This is a genomic window from Mesorhizobium sp. M0011, assembly GCF_040324155.1.
Taxonomy (GTDB): Bacteria; Pseudomonadota; Alphaproteobacteria; order Rhizobiales; family Rhizobiaceae; genus Mesorhizobium.
Genome location: NZ_JAMYVQ010000041.1, coordinates 1 through 20,557, shown reverse-complemented (window position 1 = coordinate 20,557; position 20,557 = coordinate 1). Strand labels below are relative to the sequence as shown.

At 58.4% G+C, this 20,557-nt stretch carries 13 protein-coding genes and 9 pseudogenes; 7 read left to right on the top strand and 15 right to left on the bottom strand.

Annotated features, from left to right (window positions below):
- Complete coding sequence (locus tag NKK51_RS29285) at window positions 1-891, bottom strand: LysR family transcriptional regulator (RefSeq protein ID WP_352555631.1); 891 nt, start codon at window positions 889-891, stop codon at window positions 1-3.
- Between the two features lie 142 nt (window positions 892-1,033).
- On the opposite strand from NKK51_RS29285, the gene NKK51_RS29280 reads away from it, so the two are divergent.
- The 4 genes from NKK51_RS29280 to NKK51_RS29265 all read left to right on the top strand — a co-directional run bounded on the left by NKK51_RS29280 (window position 1,034) and on the right by NKK51_RS29265 (window position 4,888).
- Window positions 1,034-1,942, top strand: coding sequence for an NAD(P)-dependent oxidoreductase (locus NKK51_RS29280; RefSeq protein WP_352555629.1), 909 nt, complete (start codon window positions 1,034-1,036; stop codon window positions 1,940-1,942).
- Window positions 1,943-1,967: 25 nt separating this feature from the next.
- Window positions 1,968-2,741, top strand: coding sequence for a class II aldolase/adducin family protein (locus NKK51_RS29275; protein ID WP_352555627.1), 774 nt, complete (start codon window positions 1,968-1,970; stop codon window positions 2,739-2,741).
- Window positions 2,742-2,877: 136 nt separating this feature from the next.
- A complete protein-coding gene (locus NKK51_RS29270; protein ID WP_352555625.1) occupies window positions 2,878-3,804 on the top strand; it encodes a 2-hydroxyacid dehydrogenase in 927 nt (308 codons plus the stop codon).
- 43 nt (window positions 3,805-3,847) lie between these two features.
- Window positions 3,848-4,888 carry a GlxA family transcriptional regulator gene (locus tag NKK51_RS29265; RefSeq protein WP_352555623.1) on the top strand — a complete coding sequence of 347 codons (1,041 nt, stop codon included), beginning with the start codon at window positions 3,848-3,850 and terminating at the stop codon, window positions 4,886-4,888.
- A gap of 22 nt (window positions 4,889-4,910) precedes the next feature.
- Here NKK51_RS29265 and NKK51_RS29260 read toward each other — a convergent pair whose 3' ends face one another.
- Window positions 4,911-5,090, bottom strand: coding sequence for a hypothetical protein (locus NKK51_RS29260; RefSeq protein ID WP_352555621.1), 180 nt, complete (start codon window positions 5,088-5,090; stop codon window positions 4,911-4,913).
- Window positions 5,091-5,124: 34 nt separating this feature from the next.
- Window positions 5,125-6,129, bottom strand: a complete 1,005-nt coding sequence (locus tag NKK51_RS29255; protein WP_352555670.1) for a GlxA family transcriptional regulator — start codon at window positions 6,127-6,129, stop codon at window positions 5,125-5,127.
- 382 nt (window positions 6,130-6,511) lie between these two features.
- On the opposite strand from NKK51_RS29255, the gene NKK51_RS29250 reads away from it, so the two are divergent.
- Complete coding sequence (locus NKK51_RS29250; protein WP_352555619.1) at window positions 6,512-6,847, top strand: hypothetical protein; 336 nt, start codon at window positions 6,512-6,514, stop codon at window positions 6,845-6,847.
- Between the two features lie 15 nt (window positions 6,848-6,862).
- On the opposite strand, the gene NKK51_RS29245 is transcribed toward NKK51_RS29250, so the two are convergent.
- The 8 genes and pseudogenes from NKK51_RS29245 to NKK51_RS29210 all read right to left on the bottom strand — a co-directional run.
- The gene (locus tag NKK51_RS29245; RefSeq protein ID WP_352555617.1) at window positions 6,863-8,236 is read right to left on the bottom strand and encodes a CapA family protein; all 1,374 of its coding nucleotides are present in this window, start codon (window positions 8,234-8,236) and stop codon (window positions 6,863-6,865) included.
- A 21-nt stretch (window positions 8,237-8,257) separates the two neighbouring features.
- On the bottom strand, window positions 8,258-9,007 hold the full coding sequence (locus NKK51_RS29240) for an ABC transporter permease (protein WP_352555615.1): 750 nt from the start codon (window positions 9,005-9,007) through the stop codon (window positions 8,258-8,260).
- A gap of 1 nt (window position 9,008) precedes the next feature.
- Window positions 9,009-9,938, bottom strand: a pseudogene (locus NKK51_RS29235) (ABC transporter permease).
- A 6-nt stretch (window positions 9,939-9,944) separates the two neighbouring features.
- Window positions 9,945-11,546 (bottom strand): annotated as a pseudogene (locus tag NKK51_RS29230) (ABC transporter substrate-binding protein).
- Window positions 11,547-11,720: 174 nt separating this feature from the next.
- A pseudogene (locus tag NKK51_RS29225) lies at window positions 11,721-11,888 on the bottom strand (IS110 family transposase); the annotation flags it as partial.
- Between the two features lie 154 nt (window positions 11,889-12,042).
- Window positions 12,043-12,888, bottom strand: a complete 846-nt coding sequence (locus NKK51_RS29220) for a LuxR family transcriptional regulator (protein WP_352555613.1) — start codon at window positions 12,886-12,888, stop codon at window positions 12,043-12,045.
- 343 nt (window positions 12,889-13,231) lie between these two features.
- Window positions 13,232-13,573: pseudogene (locus tag NKK51_RS29215) on the bottom strand (hypothetical protein).
- Window positions 13,573-14,416, bottom strand: a pseudogene (locus tag NKK51_RS29210) (IS5 family transposase); the annotation flags it as partial. The pseudogenes NKK51_RS29210 and NKK51_RS29215, both read right to left, overlap by 1 nt.
- A 107-nt stretch (window positions 14,417-14,523) precedes the next feature.
- Between NKK51_RS29210 and NKK51_RS29205 the strand changes: the two are divergent.
- Window positions 14,524-15,570 (top strand): annotated as a pseudogene (locus NKK51_RS29205) (IS110 family RNA-guided transposase).
- Window positions 15,571-16,782: 1,212 nt separating this feature from the next.
- Entirely contained in the window at window positions 16,783-18,072 is a 1,290-nt protein-coding gene (gene ectB, locus NKK51_RS29200) for a diaminobutyrate--2-oxoglutarate transaminase (RefSeq protein ID WP_502902521.1), read from the top strand.
- 105 nt (window positions 18,073-18,177) lie between these two features.
- Here the strand turns inward: ectB and NKK51_RS29195 are convergent.
- The 4 genes and pseudogenes from NKK51_RS29195 to NKK51_RS29180 form a co-directional block, all read right to left on the bottom strand.
- Window positions 18,178-19,089: pseudogene (locus NKK51_RS29195) on the bottom strand (IS481 family transposase).
- A gap of 4 nt (window positions 19,090-19,093) precedes the next feature.
- Window positions 19,094-19,546 (bottom strand): ISAs1 family transposase, encoded by a 453-nt coding sequence (locus tag NKK51_RS29190; RefSeq protein WP_352555611.1) that lies wholly within the window; start codon window positions 19,544-19,546, stop codon window positions 19,094-19,096.
- A gap of 7 nt (window positions 19,547-19,553) precedes the next feature.
- A pseudogene (locus tag NKK51_RS29185) lies at window positions 19,554-19,940 on the bottom strand (ISAs1 family transposase); the annotation flags it as partial.
- Window positions 19,941-20,002: 62 nt separating this feature from the next.
- Window positions 20,003-20,236 (bottom strand): annotated as a pseudogene (locus tag NKK51_RS29180) (transposase family protein); the annotation flags it as partial.
- Between the last annotated feature and the right edge of the window lie 321 nt (window positions 20,237-20,557).

Sequence of the window (20,557 nt, the reverse complement as noted above, 5' to 3'; positions counted from 1 at the left end):
TCATCTCTCTCTGGCAGTAGACTGGAAGTTCAGGGAGATCGTGTCGCGCAAGGCCTCCACAGCGGTTTCGATAAATTTCGGCGCAATGACGTCAATACGAACGGCGACGAAGACCGTTCGTTGAAAACGCGGCGCGCCCTCGACCACATGCAGGCGGCCGGACTTGACCTGAGGCGCCACGGACTCGGCCAGGAAATATCCGGAGCCGCTATTGGCCAGGATATGATCCATTGCAACCGCGGAATTTCGGATCGTCAGCTTGTGGCTAAACACCCCGGGGAAATATATACTGTGTTGGGCTCGGAACGTCTCACCCCAATCCACGAAAACGTAGCCAGGAACAACCCCGCTTTGAACGGCACGTGGTTTGGTCGACACCATCACGAGTTCTTCGCTGATGAGTGGCTCGATCCGCGCCTCAGCGCAGTGACGCGGGTCATAGAGCACGGCAATGTCAAGCAGTCCGGCTCGCAGTTTCTCCATAAGTATATCCGAATGCTCACTGAGCGCGCTTGCGACGCCATCCGGTAAAGCCTTGGCCATCCGTTCCAACCAGCCCGGCACCACGCGGGGCCAATGATTATCCTCGACCCCTAGGGTAACGAAAGCATTCAGGCCTTCCGGCAGCGTGGCGACCTGCTGACCCCGCTCCCAGGCACGCACGATATTCACGGCGCTCGAATGGAACTGATGACCGCCGGTCGTAAGGGCCACTCCGTTGCGCTTGCGGTGAAACAGCTGGCGGTTAAGCCGACGTTCCAGCGCCTTTATCCGGGCGCTGATCGTCGACTGGGTGACGTTAAGCTGGTCGGCGGCGTGCTGGAAGCTGCCGGTCGAGCCGACTTCCAAAAATGCCCTGATATGCTCGATGTTCAAAAAACCTGCCTTCAAATCGCATTTTTCGATATGACTCCCTAATTATATTCGTTTGCCACGTCAATCTGGGTCAGGAAGAGTGGCGTGAGATCAGTCATGAAAACGACAGTTGGAGCGCGCCGAAACGGCCTTAGCTGCCCACTGAACGGAGATACATATGCGGATTGCATTCATCGGGTTGGGCAACATGGGCGGGCCAATGGCCAGCAACCTGGCGCGCGCCGGATACGAGCTTGCGCTGTTCGACCTGGATACAAACAAGGTTGATGCGGTGCGGGCGACTGGAGCAGCGGCCGGCAACCAGATGATCTCGTCGGCCGCAACCGCTGCCGAGGCGGCCTCCGGCGCTGATATCGCGTTCACATCGCTACCAAACCCAAAGATCATCGAGGCGGTCGCGCTGTCCGATGAGGGGATACTTGCCGCACTGCCGAAAGGCGCAGTTTGGATCGACCTTTCAACCAACAATCTAGAGTGCGAGCGCCGCATCCGAGGCGCTGCTACCGCCCGGGAGATTGCGTTTCTTGACGCTCCGGTTACCGGCGGGATTGAAGGAGCATCTGCCGGAACGCTGATGATCATGGTCGGCGGAGACGCTCAGGTATTTGCGCGCTGCAAGCCGATGCTGGAGAAGATAGGCAACCGGGTCATGCACCTTGGCCCCCACGGGGCGGGCTATGTCGCCAAGATTGCGCAAGTCGTGCTCTGCTATCTCAACTCGGTGGCGCTCAGCGAGGCCCTGATGCTGGGGGTAAAAGGTGGGGTTCCTGCTCACATCATGCTGGGCATCATCCAGGGCAGCACCGGCGCAAGTTACGTCGCGGACCGCTACGGTCCGGCTATTCTCGACGGCAGTTACGATCCTGGCTTCGCACTGGGGCTCGCGCACAAAGACATGGCCCTGACCCTGGAACTGGCAGGATCTGTCGGCGCCACCCTGCCGATGTGCGAGCAGGTTGAGGCGATCTACAAGAAAGCAGTCGACCAGTACGGTTTTGGCCAGAACCATCTCATGGCCGTAAAGCTCCTAGAGGAGCAAAACGGCACATTCCTCCGCTCCACCTGACAACAACCGATCGAAAGGACCACCAATGGCACATGAGATGAAAGCCGAGGACTTCAGCGTCAAGGGCGGCCACGCGAACATCTCCAAGGAAGAATGGGAAGCGCGAGTCGACCTTGCCGCCCTGTACCGTCTCGCCAACATTTATGGCTATGACGATCTGATCTGGAACCACATCACGATGCGTGTCCCAGGCACCGACCACCAGTTCCTTCTGAACCGCTTCGGACTGCTTTACAACGAGGTCACCGCGTCCAACTTGATCAAGGTCGACGAGCAGGGCAAGGTTCTCTACGGCCCCCCGGACGTCAATACCGCGGGCTTCGTCATCCATTCGGCAATCCACAACACCCATCACGACATGAAGGTGGTGTTCCACAGCCACGCACCGGCAGGCCTTGCCATCACGGCGCTACAGGATGGCCTGGAGTTCTTGACGCAGGACGGCTCGATGCTTTGGGGCGACATCGGTTATCATGACTGGGAAGGACTGTCTCTGACGCTCGAGGAGCGGGACCGTCTTGCTAAGAACATCGAAGGCAAAAAGTGCCTGATCATGAAGAACCATGGGTTCCTTGCGGTCGGTGCGACCGCCGGTGAGGCTTTCATGAATCTTTATTACGCGATCCGCGCCTGCCGCGTGTTGATCGATGCCTACTCCACGGGCCTGAAGCTCGATAAGAGCAGCGAGGAAATATGGCGGCTGGCGCACCGGCAGTACGACGATTTCCCGCTTGGTAAATATGAGTGGCCGGCGCTGTTGCGCCAGTGCGATCGGGTTGATCCTTCGTACCGCTACTAAGTCACAGCTGGAAACCTCGGCCCACGCTAGCCGGGGTTTCCAGTTTCCATTCGTCTGCAGAAGTTTGCACGGAGGCCGAACGGCCAGGCCGTCCCTTTCGCGAGATGATTCTCTTCTAACGGGGGCGCCCCGACCCATGACTATCCTGTTGAACAACCATGGCTACGGCAACGAGAGTTGGCGAACCGAAATCAGCCGCCAGCTTCCAGAAATGCCTGTCAAAGTGTTCGGGGAGCCTATAGATCCTGATGAGGTCGTGTATGCGATGGTCTGGAACCATCCTGCGGGTGACCTCAACCGCTATCCCAATCTCAAGGCGATTTTTTCGCTCGGCGCCGGGGCGGAGCATTTCGTAGCAGACACAAGCCTGCCCGACGTTCCCGTGATCCTGCTCGCTGACCCGGCCGTAGCTCGCGACATGGCTGCCCATGCCCTGTACTGGGTGCTTACCTTCCACAGGGGCTATGGGGATTACCGCTCACAACAGAAGGACCGTGTCTGGCATCGCAAGAGTATCGTACCGACGCGGGAGTTTCGGGCTGGAATCTTCGGCCTGGGCCGCATCGGTACCGAAGTCGCCAGCCGAATTCGTGATTTCGGATATGCCGTCAACGGGTGGGACGGCAGCAAGCGACAGATCGAAGGGGTGGACTGCTATCACGGGAGGGATTCCCTGACGGAATTCTTGGGCAACACCGATGTCGTCATCAATGCGCTACCCCTCTCACAAAAGACCCGTCATTTCCTGGATGCCAGTATCTTTGCCGCGATGCGTCATGGTGGGTTCTTCATCAACATTAGCCGGGGAGCGGTCGTCCATGACGAGTCGCTGCTCGAAGCTCTCGATAACGGCCACCTTGCGGGCGCGGCATTGGATGCATTTGCCCAGGAGCCGCTACCTATCGAGCACCCATACTGGTCTCATCCGCATGTGTTTGTGACCCCACATATGTCTGGGGCGACGTTCGCCTCCAGCGCAGCCGCCGTGATCGCAAACAATGTCCGCCGCCTCGAGCTCGGGCTTGACGTCTTTCCGTTGTTCAACAGGGAAGCGGGGTACTAGAACCGCCGCCCTTAAGGGATCTCGGAAAGGAAATTGCGTCGGCATGCCAGTAGTTTTGCGACAACGTGCCACTCACCGAAACTCCGACTTAGCGCCGAACGGGGGTCGCGCGCCATTATCCGTAGGATTTGTCCTCCTAAGCCGCTTCACGCTTGGGGCGTTTGCCAATTTCATTGATGTGCTTCGCCTATCCGCAGATGACGGCGACCGGAGTCGACCCATTCGCTGCCAGTGGCGCATCATCTCTACCGACATGTTGCCGATAATGTCCAGTTGCGGCGTCGCAATCTCTCCCCACGAAAGGATCGGTGACCTCAAACGCTTTGACTATCTTGTTGTTGTCGGAGGTCTCCTCGACGAGAACAGTTTCCTGGCGGATGCGCGTTTCGACGAGCATCTGAGACGAGCGGCCGCCGTAGGCATTCCGCTGGTGGGCCTGTGTACCGGCTCTTTTATCCTGCACCGCGCCGGCCTTATGGACGGTTACCGGTGTTGCGTCAGCTGGTTCCACAATTCAGACTTCCTGAGGCTTTTCGATGGTTTGCTGGCCGTCTCGGATCAGATCTTTGTGGTCGATCGCGACCGGCTGACCTGTTCGGGCGGTGCCAGCACTGCACATCTGGCCGCCTTTCTCGTTGACCGGCACCTGGGTAAGGCTCTTGCCGCTAAAAGCTTGCGGATCATGATGTTCAACGAAGCTGCGAACGATGAAACTGCCCAGCCGACTGGAAGCCTGGATATTGTCGTTCGGGACGAAAAATTGAAACGGGTTGTGTTGCTCATGCAGCACCACTTGGATGTCCCACTCACCATCGACCAAATTGCCGACAAGCTCGATTTGAATAAGCGGCTGATCGAGCGTCGCTGCCGGTCCGACCTCGGTATTTCTCCGCAAGTAGTGTACACCCGAATTCGTCTCGGCCATGCACGCCACCTGTTAGCACGCACCGAGAAATCGACTTCCACGATTGCGCTCGAGTGCGGCTTTTGTGACAGCTCGCATCTGAGCCGGGTATTCCGCGATTACTACCACCAGACCCCCCACCAATTTCGGTCCCAGCGCTCTGTTGCGCTGCTGGCGTAAAAGGCGCTTGAAGGACGGGCGGTTACTGGCGAACTGGCCCTACGCTGCGCAGTCCGGCGGCCTCCACGGTCTGATCGGTCCAGCCATCGGCGGCCGAATCGAGATGATCGGCGACCTGCGCACCGATGCGCTGCACAAGGCATGCGCGGGCGCCGACCAGGGAAACACACCTGATCGCGTCGCTCGTGCTCGCGCTAGCCAATGGCGACTCCCACATGTGAGCGTGGTTTTTTTGTCTATGCCGCCTCCACCAAAATTTTTCTCGGCAGTCTGACGTTTGCAATTGCCGGATCCGATGTCACGCGATGCGGCGATTGCCGAAGCGTAGTTCTGCGAGCTTCCTGAGGCGAGGTGCCGTTTGTCTCACGGTAGCACTTGGAGAAGTGCGAGGCCGAAATGAAGCCACAGGCAACGGCGATATCGACGATCAGCATGGTCGATTGCGTGAGCAGCAGCCGGGCCCGCTCGAGCCGCAACTCGCGATAGTAACGAACAGGCGAACATTCGAGCTCGTACCGGAACAATCTCTCGATCTGGCGACGGGACAGCCCGAGACGGGCCGCGAGGTCATCCATGGACAGCGGTTCCGCCATGTGCAATTCCATCTGTTCGACCGCTTTGATAACAGTCTTGTTCGAGATCCCGTGGCGAGGTGACAAATGCAGCCGCTGACGCTCGCCGGGCGCTCGCACCCGCTCAACCAACGCCTGCTCGCAGATGGCCGCCGCGGTCTGTTCGCCGAAGTCCCGTTCGATCAGGTGCATCATCATGTCGAACGACGCGGAGCCGCCGGCACAGGTCCAGATCTTGCCGTCGACCTCATAAATGCTGGAATTTGGAACGGGACGGGTGAATCTTTCAGCAAAGCCCGGCAATTTCTCCCAGTGTATCGTGCAACGTTTGTTATCCAGCAGCCCCGCCTTGGCCAGCACGTAAGTACCTGTACCGAGCGCTCCAATGTGGATGCCGCGATGCCTGCATTCACGCAGCCACGCTTCCAGCGATCTGTTGGAGTAGTCTTCCACGTCCAGGTCCGCACAGACGATCGCCATAGACGGGCGACCCGTGCCGAACAGGCCCTTGCGCTCCATAGCCAAATGGCTATCGGTCAGCACGGAAAGGCCGCAACTTGCGCGAACCGCGCCACCGTTGTCGGAAACAAGACGCCACTTAAATGCTTCGTAACCGAGCACGCGATTGGCGAGCCGCAGCGCCTCGATAGCCGAGGAAAAAGCCAGCATCGTGAAATCCGGAACGAGATACAAGGCGAAGACGATTGGGCCGGCCGGGGCCGCGTTCGTAGGAGTGTGTTTCGATTCGGATGGCTGCCGCGCTGTCATTCGAGCATTCCTCATGTGGCAACAATTGCCGGGAGCCACTATTGACCTCCCGCGAATGTGCGAAAAGAATATTCGCGACAGTTCGGCATACGATTCGAGACAACGGCAACATGTGGGGTCATGTGCGGATGTTCTCCGCTCGATATTCTGATTGGATCCGACCCGCGAAGTTCATCAGGGCGCCGCAGCCATAAGAGCTGCTTCAATCAGGCCCGACAAATGGCTCACACGTAATCGCTCTGTTCAGATCGTCACCAGCCCGGGCAATGCGGAGAGTATCCACATGGCGACGATCGAACTGGCGATTGTTCTCCAATCCGCACGACCTCAAGACGGTGCGCCGCAATGGCAGGCGCTGCCTAAGTTGGTGGCCCGCTTCCTCGACAACGTAGACGGCGGCGGCACTCCGGAACGACAGAAGGCGCTCACGATGTCTGACAATATCCGGCCGGATCATCTGGAGCGCAAGGCGATCCTGTATCGCCACTCCTCCGCCCACAAGGTTCTGCACAACCGCGAGAGCAGCGGCCTACAATATGCGTGCGACCGCCTGCCGGGTTGGGCACTAGCGCCGAGACTTTATGCTTCGTCGAAGCCCCTTTCAAGCAGGGTATACTGACGATGCCATGGTCACTTACAGTCGTATCAAACCGATGCCATTCTCAATTGCAATATTTGTCCCGAACGGTTCGGAAAGCCTTTGCAGGCGCGTAAGGATGGACTCTGCCTTCGGCGCTGATGCCAAGCTTGGCACCCCACGCTGAGCAAGTCTTTTGGGGTGACCAAGTTCCACCGGGATTAACCTAAGCTCCGCTAGCTTATTTCCCCTGAATCTGCTCATCGTGATGACACTCTCGTAAAAAATTGGATCAGAAAACCCTGGGTTGGCTTCATATCCTTCTATCATCTCTGCGGCCGTTACTTCCGCCTCTGTGTGTAGTCGTGGATCTTTTCCATAGCTGTCAAACATATCAGCGCCGATCGGTGATCGAAGGTCATCGATCATGAAATTCGCCAGGCTGTAGAAGATTGGCCTATTCTTATAGACCTCAATGCCCCTTAGCTGGTGCGGCCCGTGCGCGACATAAGCGTCAGCGCCAGCGTCGATGGCCGAATGGGCAAAGGATTGTTCGTAGTCACCAGGCTCCTGACTCCAGTTGCCGGGTTCGTGGCCATGGTTGGCAATGATGCAAAAGTCGGAATATTGCTTTCCCCGCCGGACATTACGCAGGATGTTTGTTATGTCGTTGGAATTAGGTACGAAGCTAAAGCCCGGCGCTCTCCCTACTTTATATATGGTCTTAGCAAGGATAATCTGATCGGGGCCTACATCAGAGACCTTGAACCCAGGCAAAGCATTGCGGACCCGCCTCAAGTCCTCGAGCATCTCTGGTGAGACTAAAATATGGCGGGTTAGGCGAAGGGCGTTAATGCCTGGCCTTCCCGGAGTTTCTGCTGCGGGATCGGCTGCTCGAGATTGCGGAGTGAACGTTGTGGCACACGAAACTAAAGCCACGCGGCCTCGGGGTGTCTCAAGGAAGCGCGCTGCTGCGGCCTGCGCGAGGTTCTCCCCTGATCCCGCATTTACAATGCCATTTTGATCTAACACTCGGCATGTCTCACGCATGCCCTCAATGCCCCAGTCAAACGTATGATTGTTTGCGAAGCTGAGCAGATTGAATCCCATCTGCTTGAGATCTGGGCCAAGCGCTGGAAGACTAGCATGATAGGCACCACCGAACTCTGCTTGTGGACTTCCTTTGAACGAGCGGATGTCGAAGATGCTGGTCTCCATGTTACCGAGCGTGACGTCGCCTTCACGAAGAATCTCGATGATCGCGCCAAAGCCGGGATGGTGACCACCAGTCAGCGCTCGCGACACGATGAGGTCGCCAACGGCTACCATCGTAAAGCCGTCTGCAACGTTCGTCGCGATCGAACCGACCGTATCGTAATTGTCTCCCCGCTGGACCAGACCAGAACCGTCCTCGTGTAAATGATTTTCCATAGGGTTCTCCTTTATCCTTTTCTACTTGCGGAACTCGGAACGACGTTCCGATCGCGTCTCGGGCGGCACGCCCACGCCGAGGAAGCTCAGCCCCGCCTCCGTCAGGATCGCACTGGCGCAGACAGTAGCGCTCTGGACCATGAGCGGCGGAATGGTGCTCGGCAGGATATGCCGGCATAGCACCTTGGGCAGGCGCGCCCCGCCGCAGAGCGCGGCCTCCACATAGGGACGCTCGCGAAAACCCAGAACCACTGAACGAACCAGCCGCGCGACGGCCGGCGTCTCGGGGATCGCGATGGCGACGATGAGGATCCCGATGGCGGGGCCTGTCAGGGAAATAAGGGCAATGGCAAGCAGAATCGTCGGGATCGACATCAGGCCGTCCATGACCCGCATTACGACGTTGTCGAAGCAGCGGCTGTAGCCGGCGATGACGCCGATCAGGAGCCCGCCCAGAGCCGCGCACACGGCCGACATCAATCCGACCCTGAGAGAGATCCGGGCGCCGAAGATCGTCCGCGCAAACACGTCCCGGCCCAGATTATCGCTTCCGAACCACATCTCAGCCGAAGACGGCTGGAGTCGCTTGAATGGATCCATGTTCACCGGATCGCCGGCGTAAAGCGGGGCGGCGAGCGCCAGAATGATCAGGAGCACTAGGAGACCGCCGCCGATCAGGACCAGCGGGTGCCGCCTTGCCATACGGGGAAAGTCAGATAGTCGCAGCCGACCCATCGGCACGACTTCAACTGGTGCGGAGAGGAGGGTCATATCAGGACCGGATGCGGGGATCGATCAGCGCATAGGCAAGATCGACCATGAGGTTGATAAGGACGTACAGACCCGAAGTCAGGATGAGCACGCTCTGAATGATTGGATAGTCGCGGTTGCTGATTGCATCAACGACCAGACGACCGATACCGGGTATGTTGAACACCGTTTCCGTGAGGATGACTCCGCCGATCAGATAGGCAAAGCTTATGCCGATCACGGTCAGGATCGGGACGTCGGCATTCTTCAAGGCATGGTGGAAAAGCATGGCATAGGACGAAGCGCCCTTGGCAGCGGCCGTTCGCATATAGTCTTCCGACAGGACCTCGAGCATGCTCGCCCGCGTAACCCGGGCTATGAATGCAATGTAGGCAAGACTAAGAGCCACGGTGGGCAGGATCAGGTGCACCTAGACCACCATCGATCGGCACATATCCCTGGACCGGCAGCCAGCGTGTCCTGATGGCGAAGAAGTATATGAGGAAATAGCCAATGACAAAGACCGGGACCGAATAACCAAGTGCCGAAACGCCGCGAGGAGGCGGTCGACCAGCCCGCCAGATCGCCACGCGGCAAGGATGCCGAAGGAGACGCCGACCGTCACCGAAAGGATCATTGTCAGGATCGACAGGGAAAGGGTCGGTTCAAGCCGCTGCGAGATGAGCTCGAGAACCGGTCGTCCGGAAAAGATCGAGATGCCGAAATTGCCGCCGAGCATGTCCCGCACCCAACGTATGAACTGAACCGGCATAGGATCGTTCAGGCCCAGCTGCTCGCGGATACCGGCGATCATCCCCGCCGTGGCCGTGTCGCCAGCAATCATGGCTGCCGGGTCGCTCGGCGCCAGCCGGAGAAGCAGGAAGATGAAGATCCCGACCATCGCCATGACGGCGATGGTCGAAACCATCCTGCGCAGGATGTAACCGGTCATTGGACCTCAGACCTTTTGCATGTTCCACATCGGACGATCGTCGGCATGCCGATGAGGCCGGTAAGCGTCTTGCGGCGCGCGACTGGCGAGAAAAACTGACCCAGCCTGAGGTCTTCGACGAAGTCCCACCATATGCGTTGCATCTTGCGAGCCAGCGCCTTGCGCTCTTCGAGGGTTCCGACGTCTGCCCATTGGGCGCGAAGAGCCTCATACTCGTCGTTCGTCGGCCAGCCGTACCAGCCCTTGTCCCCATTCGCGGCTAGGGTGACTTGGCCGACCGGATCGCCGAAGACAAAATCCGAATCGCTCGTGATGAAGAGGCTCCAACCACCGTTCTCGATGGGCGCCTTGTTCGCCCGGCGCGCGACAATCCCGCCCCAGTCGCTCGGCGCGAGTTCGGCATTGACCCCAATCTTCCGCAGCGCGGCCGCCAGAATCTGAGAAGCATTGGAGAACGTCGCCACGTTCGTGGGCTGAAGAATGACGACCTTCTCGCCAGCATATCCCGCCTCCTCGAACAGTTGCTTCGCCCTTTCTGGATCGCCGCCCTTCTTGTACCATCCCGTATTTTCGTCGTTGGAACAGAGCGTGCCGTTTCCGAAGATCGAAGTGACGGTTTTAAAGTATTGTGGATCACCGAACGCGGCCCGCAGGATCGACTCTTGATCGATCAGGTGAAGCATGGCCTGGCGCGCCTTCACGTTGTCGAACGGCTTCTGCAGAAAATTTATGCGCAGGTACATGTCCTCGCCTGCCTTGTCGAGGACCTGGAGTTCAAGGTTCGGATCGCTCTCTATCATCGGCAAAAGATCGATGGATGGCTGCTCAAAGTAATCGATTTCACCCGATTGCAACGCCGCGATCGCAGTCTGCTCGTCGGCGATATTGTCCCAGATAACACGATCGACCTTGGCGATCTTGCCTCCTGCCAACCCATCGGGGGCCTCGCTGCGAGGTACATATTGATCATTGCGGTCGTAGGTGAAGCTCGCACCCGGCTTGGCGAGAGCTTCATTGAACTTGAACGGCCCCGAGCCGATATCGCGGTCACCTGCTCCGTTGCCGGGCCACTCGCGTCCTTCTCCCGCATGATGAACAGACACGGCGTCGAAACTGTTGCAAGGATATCACTCAGAAGCCCCAGCCGCTCCTTGAGTGTGACCGTGAACGTTTTGTCGTCCTTCTTCGAAATATCCTTGGCCCGCTCCATCAGCAGTTGTCCGCCGGGAGCCACCTGGCCCACCGACGGATCGAGGCGACACAGTCCGCCGCGGTGACGGGGGAGCCGTCGTGCCAGCCCAGACCATCCCGAAGTTCGAACGTGTAGGTCTTCTTGTCGTTGGAGACGCCCCACTTCCCCACCATTTGCGGTTGCGGCATGAGCTTGGAGTCGAGCGAGAACAGTGTGTCGTAAATCGCCGCGCCATGGTCGGCGGTGATGAGCGCCGCCGAGAAAATCGGATCGAAGACGCGGAGGTCCCCACCCTTCACCATGCGGACGGTCCGCGCGGCGGTTGGCGCTGCCTGTGCCCGCGCGGCCGACGGCATCGATAGAGCCGTTCCGGCGGCCAGACCCATCTTGACGAGGTCGCGTCGAGAGATTCTCATATTTAAGCTCCCTTGCTGGTTTATCGTCCGTGTTGCGGTTGGCTGGGACTATCAAGGATTCTATTATAGTGTCGACGTGGCCAAGCGGCGCGGCATGAAACGGGCAAAGGTGGCGCTGGCCCGCAAGCGCGCGCGATCAGGTGCACGATGCAGGTTTGAACCACGGCAGTGGGCCGCCTCTAGGCCGACGCGGATGACCGGCAATCCCTGATCGGCAAAATGCTGCAACAGTGCCTCTGGCTCGCTCGCCACCTTCGTCTCTCGCACGATCTTGCCCGATGAATCCACCACGCATACACTGCTCAGTTCCAGCGACACATCAATTCCTGCATAATAGTCCAGGGCTGTCCCTCGTAATGCTTGGGCCGACACAATCGGACCCCGTTCAACACTATCACTCTGAGGGACAGCCGCCTTCCTGGCTAGGCGAGGAGCGCCGGCCCATTACGGCATCTAGCGGTCCGAGTTTAACTCCCACTACCATTGGATGTGATTTTTACAATTCTATAATTCCCAATTCTACTGCCTTTATCGCGGCGACCGTTCTGCTGCCAACATCCAACTTTCTCATCGCGTTTTTAATATGGAAGTTCACAGTATTAACTGATACGCACAAAATCTTTCCTATTTCCCACGACGATTTACCCCTCGCGGCCCACAAAATGCACTCCTTCTCTCTCAGAGACACTTTAGGGATTTCCCCGACGCCAATCAAATTCTCCAACTTCGTAACGCTTAGGTGGAAGTGAGCCGCCGCAACCTGCAAGTAAGTGACTGTCCTATTTTGGAATTCGCGGTCCCAAGGTCGAGCAAAGCTCATGATCGCAAAGCTGCCATGGGGGCCGCGCAGTGGAATACTAATGCCCGATCTTAACCCGAACGTCGCAGCCTCATCGAAAACGCGCCGTTCGTCTTCGCTGGTGCTTGCAGCGTTGTACACGTCACTCCATCGAAAGGCGCCCGCCCGCTTTCGACTCGTCTTGATGATGGGGTCTATCCTGTCATAGTCCATTTTGAAATAACGCTCCTGCCACTCATCAGGATAGTTCAGCAGGACCGCCCGATCGCGTCGAGCCGACTTTAAGAATCTTTGGTCCGGCGCAAGAGAGCGATAGGCGAGCCACGGGCAATCACAATTCAAGGCAAAAGCAGATAACAGTTCGAACAACTGCTCCGATTGAGCAACACCGTCAGTAAGGTCCAGAAATCGGTCGAACTCGACCGCAAACGCCTTCTTGGCTGCCTTTGGGAAACGCATCGACGAGGCCAAAGAAAACTGGTTGGACCTTTTCGGTGCCTGCCCCCGACGTCGGGAGAGCGCAGTTTTCGGCGAGCAGTCCATGGTCTCTTCTCCGCAGCCATTTGCATTGGATATTATCGGTGCGCAGTTGAACAAGCTGCCGCTGTAAGCCTCCGGCTCTGCGCGCCCTTATCGGTAGACCGACATCGGCAACCTTTATCACGTTAACGAAGCGCAGCATGTTATTTTGAGTTAAGAGTAGGTTAGGCGCAATTTACTTAGGTATTAACGTCGTAGCAAATATTTAATGGATACCGTATTGACAATTAACCGAAATGGTCATTTCGCCTCTCCAGGCTATGCAATTGGCAGGCGTACCGCCGCTCTGCATAAAAGAACATCGAAACTCAAACCAATCTCCCATTCGCACGAACTTTTGAAGGAGTCAGGCTCTTCCGCGAACGAAGCCTGAATCGTCGGCGTTGTGGATGTAGAAGTGGCCGACGAGGCGGCCTGCAGTGCCAGAGACAACCCAGCCCCGGCCACAGGCTGGGTCGTTCTCATCATGTCCCTCCCACTAGAATCCCGCGCAGGCTGACCCATCGCGGGTGCCATATCGGACATCAGGAGGCCCTTGAGTGCGCCGAAGGCGATCTCGCCATCCGCCGAGCCTTTGAATGTCGTGCGCTTCCTCAACGAGATCGATGAAGTCGTTATCCCAAACATCCATCTCGGCGATGCGCCAGCGGCCGGCGAAGGCCCTGGCGAAGCCGGGAACCTTGGCCATCAGCCTGTTTCCGCCATGAGCTTTGGCAGTCGCACCAGATTGTAGGCAGCGGCTGCGAAGGTGAAAGCCCATCCGACACGGTCGCGGCCGCGGAACCTGGTCTTGTGCTGGCCGGCCGCGACCTTGATCCAACCGAACGCCTCTTCGATGCGCTTCCTGATGCGCTGGCTGACGGCACAGCCGCCATGTCGCGTCGTGCGCCCGTCGATTGCGGAACTGCGGCCGCTCGTGTTCTGCGCTACATGCGGCGTCACCCTCATCGAGCGTAGCTCATTAACGAAGTCTTCCGCGTCGTAGGCCTTCTCGGCGCCGAGCGTGATCGCCTGTGGCCTTTCCGCTCGAGGTTCGATCAGGTGCAGTGCGGCCACCCGCTCGGCATGTCCGTCGGCCAGTGTCAGGCAGGCGTCGACCAACACGCCGTGGCGGTTCCCCATCAAGCCATGTCCGATAAAGCAAAGCTTGGCCCCCTTGCTTTGCCCTTGCGATAGAGCCGGGCATCCGGATCGGTGGTCGAGGCATGTGTGTCGTTAGAACGCTTGTGGCCACGGAAGTCCGCTTCCGCGTTTCGCCCGCCCCCTTCAGCCGGTGGCTCCCCATGCCATCGACCGAGAAGTGGTCCGTAGACAGAAGCTTCGTCACCTTGGGCTGCGCCAGCACCGCAGCAAGGAACTTGGTCGCGATGTCGCCCTCCAGCAGCCGGTCGCGATTTTTGGAGAACACCAAATGGTCCCAGGCCGCGTCATCGACGCCGATGCCGACGAACCAGCGGAACAGAAGGTCGTATTCCAGCCGCTCCATCCACAGCCGCTCCGAGCGGAATCTCTCCGGAGACACTGAATCACGCTCACAGCCCCGCTGCGAGCCACTTTTTCAACAGATGGGTGATTGGGGTCTCGCCTGAGCCAAGGTGCGGGCGGCTGCTCCTGTATGGATGTTAGAACGTGGTCGCCTTGGAGCGCCACAAACATCGGGAAGGAGCAGCCGGGAAGTATTTTGCTGGATTAGACGTATCTTTGGAAGAGACCGCGATTTGCGTCGTCGATGAGAGCAGTCAGATCGTGAAGGAAACACGAGCGGCGAGCGAACCACAGGCCTTGTCCGATGCGTTGCGGAAGCTCGATCTGCCGCTGGAGCGCATCGGGCTCGAAGCGTGCTCGCTGACGGCCTGGCTTCACGATGGATTGTGCGCCGAAGGTCTGCCTGCGATCTGCATCGAGACGCGCCAAGCCAATGCGGCCATGAAGACGATGCCGAACAGACCGATCGCAACGACGCCCGCGCGCTTGCGCACGGGCTGGTATCGGCAGGTGCATGTCAAGAGCCGGCATGCCGGCTGTGGCGTGCGCTGCTGGTTGCCCGCCGGACGGTGCTGAACGAGATGCGCAGCATCGAGAATGTCGTGTCGCGCCATGCTGCGAGAGGCCGGCGTCAAGCTCGGTACGCCGTCGCGCACCGCCTTTGCTGATCGCGTGCGCGAACCGGCCAGTGCCGAGGTGATGGCGATGGTCGAGCCGCTGCTTACGATCCTCGGCACCATGCTCAAGGAGTTCGCTGACCAAGAGAAGGTTCTCGACATCGTCCGCAAGGAGGAGGTCTGCCGGCCGCTGATGAGCGCGCCAGGCGTTGGTCCGATTACGGCGCTCGCCTTCCGCGCCACGATCGACCGGCCGGAGCGGTTCGGCTCCTCGCGGGCGGTGGGAGCGCATCTGGGTCTGACGCCAGCGCGATACCAATCCGGTGAGACCGACATCCAGGGCAAGGTCAGCCGCTGTGGCGACGAGCTGGCCCGCACAGCACTCTACGAGGCAGCCCATTCACTGCTTGTGCGTTCCAAAAAGTGGTCGAGCTTGCGCGCCTGAGGCATGAACATCGCCAGCCGCCGCGGCATGGCGCGGGCGCGGGTGGCGGTGGCCCGCAAGCTGGCCGTCATCCTGCACCGCATGTGGGCAGACGCAACCGAATTCCGCTTTGGAAAGGAAGCCGCCGGATCGGCATGAAATAGCGCAAGGAACAAAAACGAACACAGACAGTGGTTCGCCCGCGAGGGTGATCTGGATCGTTCCAGTGGGGACGATGGGCAAGGCGATCTCGTTAGCAGGCACGATCCTGGGCGAAGTCTCCAAGGTCGTTCAACAGATTGAGACGCCTCGCTCTCCTGACCTTATCATGCGGCGGCTCCGCGCCGACCGCGAAGAGAAGCGAGTGACCCGCGGGGCGACATGGTCCGGAAAAAAGACAGGAAACGCTTGACCTCAGCGGCCCCAATCAGAGAAGCCTGCTAGTTAGACCTCCAGATCGGCTGATGCATCCGTATGAACCGCGCCTCACGATTAGTCTGATTTTGGCGGACAGCAATGAAGCGATCGCCATTCTTTTCGCAGTTGAAGGAGCACCAGTATTGCTATGTCATAAAACTATTGTGGCAGGGTAGACATCGTGGCAGACAATCTGACGGAGATGGGCCTTTTTTGCGCGCAAGCTCGCCGTCATCCTGCATCGCATGTGGAACGATGCGACCGGGTCCGGCTTCGGTAAGGAAGCTCGCCCGGCATAGGTCACGAAGAGGAAACACGGTGGTTCGCCCGAAAGGATCCGGATCGTTCCCGCGAGGACGATGGGCAAGGCGATCTGATCTCGTTGGCAGCCTAGATTCTGGGACAGACTCTCCCAAGGTCGCTCAACAGATTGAGACGCCTCGCTTTCCTGATCCCATCATGCGGCGGCCCGGCGCCGACGCGAAGAGAAGCGAGCGACTCGCTGGAGCGAAGGTCCGGAAAAAACAAGCAGACCTCACCAACCCCAATCAGAGAAGCGTGCTAGGCGTGTCTACGCGACGCACCAGCTCTGCATCACTTCGAGCGAGAACCGGATTGGTCGGATGATGCCGTGCTTGGCCTCGTGCGCACGCAGGCTCTGCCGGCACGTCCGGGGCCGATCTGCGGCCTGGATCGTCAACAATACCTCCATCGCTCAACCGCGACCCAAAGGGGCCATCGGCAGAGGCGACTACCCCATCGAACACGGGGAAACCTACCAGTGTTAGTAGGTTCATTCTTTCCGCTAGTTAGGGTAGTAAGAGCTGTTCTGGGAAGTACTATTCGAGCAAACACAAGGCCCACTGCGACGCGCGGCACGACCCGAGTCGTGTCCATCCGCAATTTGTAAAACCTTCTTGCTTGTTTAACCGGTTGCTCGCGAAGGAGATGATCATGTGTGGAACGACTGGCCGGTCACGCAATATACGGGCTTTCGACGGCCTGGAATCAAACGTCCGCTTATACTCACGTTCCTTTCCAACTTTCTTCAGTCGAGCGCGCGGCTCTATCATGTTAACGGAGGATGGTCGAAAGCTCATTGATTTCCTTTCTGGTGCCGGAGCACTGAATTACGGCCATAACAATCATGAATTAAAAGCGGCTATTATGGAGTACCTTGCGTCGGATGCTGTGATCCACGGGCTTGACATGGCAACTCCTGCAAAACTCGAATTTATGGAGACCTTCAGTTCTGTCATACTTCGGGAGCGGGATCTAAAATACCGGTTCCAATTCACAGGGCCAACAGGCGCTAACGCTATTGAGGCGGCTTTAAAGCTCTCACGGAAGGTCACAGGGCGACAGAATATCATTTCATTCACGCATGGATATCGCGGTCTGGGCTTAGGGGCGGTTGCCGCGTCTGGTAATTGTTTCTATCGAAAAGCCAGTGGGGTTTCTTCGTCCGAGGTCACTTTTATGCCGTATGACGGCTATCTTGGACCAGCTATCGACACGGCTGACTATATAGAGAAGGTATTGCTCGACACTGGTAGCGGCGTTAATTCTCCAGCCGCCATTCTTGTCGAATCTGTGCAGGGCGACGGCGGTATAAATCCAGCTAGCAAGGAGTGGTTGCGATCAATTCAAGCCATAGCAAAAGATGCCCATGCTCTTTTCATAGTCGACGATGTCCAAATGGGCTGTGGCCGCACGGGTGACTTCTTTAGCTTTGAATTCGCGGAATTGTCACCAGATATTGTTGTATTATCAAAGTCGCTAAGTGGATATGGTCTGCCACTATCCATATTGTTGATCAAAGAAGAGGTCGACGCGTGGCAACCAGGAGAGCACACTGGAACATTTAGCGGAAATAACCTTGCGCTCGTGGGTGCAACCGCAGCTATAAACCTCTATTGGCGGAGTCAGACGTTCTCTCAGGGTGTTCATCGCATGGGAGAACTTATGCGGCGTCGGCTTGAGGCCATTTCACTCAAGCATGGAAATAGCTTTGCTGTCCGAGGGCGGGGCATGGCGCTGGGATTTGATTGCCAAATGGCCGAAATCGCGGAGGCTACGGCACGCACGGCATTTGAAAAGGGATTGATCGTCGAACGATGTGGGCCCGCTGGTCAGGTCGTGCAATTTTTGCCTGCACTTACCATCGACTCTGAGACGCTCGATCTGGGCCTTCAGGTATTCGAGGATTCTTTGGCCGAAACACTGAGCAGACTAGCTCATTAAGGGAAACGTCTATACTGGATCTCATCGAGCATGCGCAAGGCGCGTCTCAGGAAGCCCTACGCTAGGTGAGACGAAGCCCTACGCTAGGTGAGACGAAGCCCTACGCTAGCTGTGGAGCCTCAACGGGTTGTCCAGGGTTAGAGCGAGGCGACTGATAGGTGTTTTGGATTTTAAGCTCCCGTGGGGACGGTGCCAATTGTAGCGATGCAGCCAGACCGGCAACTCTGCGGCGCGGTGATCTCAAGTCGGATAGGCGATGGCATAGGCCCATTCGTTCAGCGCCGTCTGGATGAAGCGCTCGGCCTTGCCATTGGTCTTGGGCGTGTAAGGCCTTGTCCTGACATGCTTGAGGCCGAGACCGCGGCAGGCCTTTGCGAAGGCCTTCGATCTATAGCAGGAGCCGTTGTCGGTCATGACGCGGGCTATCGCGACGCCCAGGCTGGCGTAGTAGGCGACCGCCGCCTTGAGGAAGGCGATGGCGCTTTCTTTTTTCTCGTCGGGCAGAATCTGCGAGAAGGCGATGCGGGAGGCGTCGTCGATGCAGGACATGGACGAACTCCCAATTGCTGCCGCGCGAGCTGGCATTGCCGGTACGCTTGCCGGTAATGCGATGGCCGATGCGCTCGAAACGACCGAGCTTCTTGATGTCGATATGGATCATCTCGCCGGGATGCTCGCGCTCGTAGCGTCTGATCGGCTCGGCCGGTTCGATATCCCTGAGCCGCGACAGTCCGGCACGCTTGAGAACGCGACTAACAGTGGCGGGAGACGCCGACCTCATGGGCGATATGCTTGCCGGTCCAACGTTGCCGCCGCAGCGCAATGATGCGCTCGGCGATCAACGCAGCGGGCCTGTGGCATATGAGCGGGCCGCGAGGAACGGTCGATCATGCCGGCCCGCCCTTCGGACTTATAGCGCGCGACCCAGCGCGCCACGATCTTGGCCGACACGCCGTAGACGCGCGCCGCATGGGCTTTGGACAAAGCGCATTCTATCACCGACAGCGCCAGGGGAATCGCTTCAGGTTAACGTTGATTTTTGACGGATGAGATTTTCGAGATAGTGGCCGTTGAGATTGGCGAGTTTTCGTCGGACCTTGAGGCTGTGCTTGTCCTTGGGGTTTCGGACGATGTTCATGGCCATGTGTTTGACGATGGCCATGTTTTGCGGTTCGTGCGCTGTTCTGAGACGCGCGAGATCGTCGTGGAAGACGACATCGAGTACCCAGTGGAGGCGGTTCTCGATGCCCCAATGGGCTCGCACGGCATGGGCGAAGGTTTTGGCGTCGAGCTTGGCGGAGGACAGATAGTAGCGCCGCTCCTGCTCGGTCTTGCCGTTGCGTTCGACGCGGGTTTCGACCATGCCGATCATGGCAAGCCGGGGGAAGCGCGGTTCGCCGGGATAGCGGCGGTCGGAGAAACAGCCAGTCAACCGTATGGCAGACGGTGTGGCGACGGCCTTCAAGGCGGCCATGGTCGTTGTCGATGGTCTCGACGGGTGTTTGCAGCATGTTTTGCGGCGGCTCTGCGAAGAAGCGCTCGATATCGGCGAAGGTGGCAGGCCAATTGGCCTTGAGCGCGAGCAGATAGTCGCCGCCCTTGGCGACAATGGCTTCGGCGATTGCCGCCTGCGTTCCCATGGCGTCAATAGTGACCAGCGCGCCGGTCAACTCAAGGCGCTCGAGCAGCAACGGGATAGCAGTGATTTCATTTGATTTTATGTCTGTCGCCTGCTGGCCGAGCACGAGCCTCTGACGGGTTGCCCAAGCCGAGACCAGATGCAGCGGCTCACGTCCCTTGGAACGCGCATGGCTGCGCCGCGAGGTCTTGCCATCGACGGCGATGATCTCGGGATCGCTGTCGCGCAGGGTCTCGACCCAGCTTGTGAAACAAGTCTTGAAGAGGTCGGGATCGAGCGCACGTCGTTGAGCGTATCGTGCGCCGGAATGCCACGCTCATAGGGCAGGAAACGGCGCAGAAACTCGAGGCGCTGCTCACCCCACAGCTTCGTCTCGACGAAATCGTCCATGCCGCACAGCGTCGCGCACAGCACCACAAGCAGGATTTCGGGTAGCGGATAGGCGACACGCCAACGCCGGCGAGGATCAGACAGCGCCGAAAAATGATCGAGAATCGAAAGCGAACGGGAATGTTGGCGCGACATCGAGGGCTCCGCAAATCACGAAGCCTCCCATGAATCATATTCGCACCCCAAACGCACCACACGTTAACCCGAAGCGATTGCCCTGCCGACAGCGCCATCTCCTCTCGACATAGCGGCGTAAGACGGGCATTCTTGTGGATGTTCATTCGGACCCTCCGGTGCCTGGTAACTCCAGTCTCCCCGGTCCGGTCCGAATGGACAATCTCCCGAAACCCACAGCTAGACGTCATGTTCCGAGGCGGAGAACGGTGGGCCGCCCTTTCGTGCGATTAAAGACGAGGGTTGCTCGGATGGGCCGAGCCGATCCTCACGCACGGAGAG

Bases quoted from the DNA above. Each gene is read 5' to 3' on its own strand.
- NKK51_RS29245 (WP_352555617.1), bottom strand. From the start codon at position 8,236: ATGGAAAATCATTTACACGAGGACGGTTCTGGTCTGGTCCAGCGGGGA.
- NKK51_RS29220 (WP_352555613.1), bottom strand. From the start codon at position 12,888: ATGGACTGCTCGCCGAAAACTGCGCTCTCCCGACGTCGGGGGCAGGCA.
- NKK51_RS29270 (WP_352555625.1), top strand. From the start codon at position 2,878: ATGACTATCCTGTTGAACAACCATGGCTACGGCAACGAGAGTTGGCGA.
- NKK51_RS29190 (WP_352555611.1), bottom strand. From the start codon at position 19,546: ATGGCCGCCTTGAAGGCCGTCGCCACACCGTCTGCCATACGGTTGACT.
- NKK51_RS29250 (WP_352555619.1), top strand. From the start codon at position 6,512: ATGGCGACGATCGAACTGGCGATTGTTCTCCAATCCGCACGACCTCAA.
- NKK51_RS29265 (WP_352555623.1), top strand. From the start codon at position 3,848: ATGCCAGTAGTTTTGCGACAACGTGCCACTCACCGAAACTCCGACTTA.
- ectB (WP_502902521.1), top strand. From the start codon at position 16,783: ATGTGTGGAACGACTGGCCGGTCACGCAATATACGGGCTTTCGACGGC.
- NKK51_RS29275 (WP_352555627.1), top strand. From the start codon at position 1,968: ATGGCACATGAGATGAAAGCCGAGGACTTCAGCGTCAAGGGCGGCCAC.
- NKK51_RS29255 (WP_352555670.1), bottom strand. From the start codon at position 6,129: ATGCTGGCTTTTTCCTCGGCTATCGAGGCGCTGCGGCTCGCCAATCGC.
- NKK51_RS29280 (WP_352555629.1), top strand. From the start codon at position 1,034: ATGCGGATTGCATTCATCGGGTTGGGCAACATGGGCGGGCCAATGGCC.
- NKK51_RS29240 (WP_352555615.1), bottom strand. From the start codon at position 9,007: ATGACCCTCCTCTCCGCACCAGTTGAAGTCGTGCCGATGGGTCGGCTG.